This is a genomic window from Candidatus Nitrosarchaeum limnium BG20 (genome assembly GCF_000241145.1).
In the GTDB taxonomy this organism is placed as follows: domain Archaea; phylum Thermoproteota; class Nitrososphaeria; order Nitrososphaerales; family Nitrosopumilaceae; genus Nitrosarchaeum; species Nitrosarchaeum limnae.
In genome coordinates, this window is record NZ_AHJG01000275.1 from 1 (window position 1) to 1130 (window position 1130).

The 1130-nt window shown below is 39.2% G+C and carries 1 protein-coding gene; it reads right to left on the reverse strand.

Annotation, left to right across the window (positions count from 1 at the left end; genetic code table 11):
* Positions 1-19 precede the first annotated feature (19 nt).
* Positions 20-1130 (reverse strand): cupredoxin domain-containing protein (locus BG20_RS13830; protein ID WP_010194599.1); only part of this gene is annotated, 1111 nt, incomplete at its 5' end.

The window sequence follows — 1130 nt, forward strand, 5'->3', positions numbered from 1 at the left end:
TGGATTGTAAATTTGAAATCTAATTTACAACAACTTTGCCAGTCATCCAAGGATGCAGCATACAAAAGTAATCATATTCACCAGGTTTGTCAAACATGTGCTCCCAAGTATTCTTTGGAATCATCATTCCTGAATCAAAATTACCATCAGATGTTGCATCTTTTCCACTAGTAACGGTGTGTGCTGCAGAGTCTGTGTTTGTCCAGATTATAGATTCTCCAGAGTTAATTTCAGCTTGATAAGGAAGATAACATTCATTGGTACTATCACATCCTGGTGTTGATGAACCAGTTGCTATTGTAACTTCTAATGGACCAGTTCGTTTCTCTGTTGGTTCTGGTACTGGAGCTGGTTCTGGTGTTGGCTCAGGTGCTGGTATCGGTTCAGGTGCTGGCTCATTAGTTGGTGCTGGTTCAACTGGTGCAGATGGATTTGGTTCTCCAACAGCAATCTCGTTAGATATCATTTCATTAAATTTTTCATGTACTATTACTTGGCCAGTCATCCAGGGATGAACCATACAAAAGTAAGGATAAGTTCCTGTTTTATCAAAAGTGTATTCAAATGTATTTCCAGACATAAACAAACTAGAATCAAACACTCCATCAGGTGTTACATCTTTTCCACTAGTAACGGTGTGTGCTGCAGTATCATCATTACTCCACATTACAGTATCATCAACTTGAATTTCTATTGAATCAGGAGAGTAACATGTGGATGTAGTTTCACAGCCAGGTGATGATACGCCTTGTGGAATGGAGACAGTTACAGTCTGTGGTGCTACAGGCATTGCCATTACAGGCTTTTCAGGAATTGGCACTGGTTCTGGAGACTTGGCCTCAGATGTTGCACTAACAGAATAAGTTACAGTAAATGGAGTTGGATTCTTTGTGTGAATTGCAAGTGCGTTACCTGAAAACTCCCAGCTTCCCATTGCATTTGCAGGATCTACAAAAATTAATTCATAAACAGTTTTTCCATCTATAGTCCAAGTCTTTTCAGGTTTATCATCAGGACCTATTGGACCTTTGAGTGCAACTAGTTGAATTGGTTCAGATGCAGAGTATGATACAATACCAGAATACATGTTACTTGATGGTGCCAAAATTATTGCAAGTTGATGTGATTCA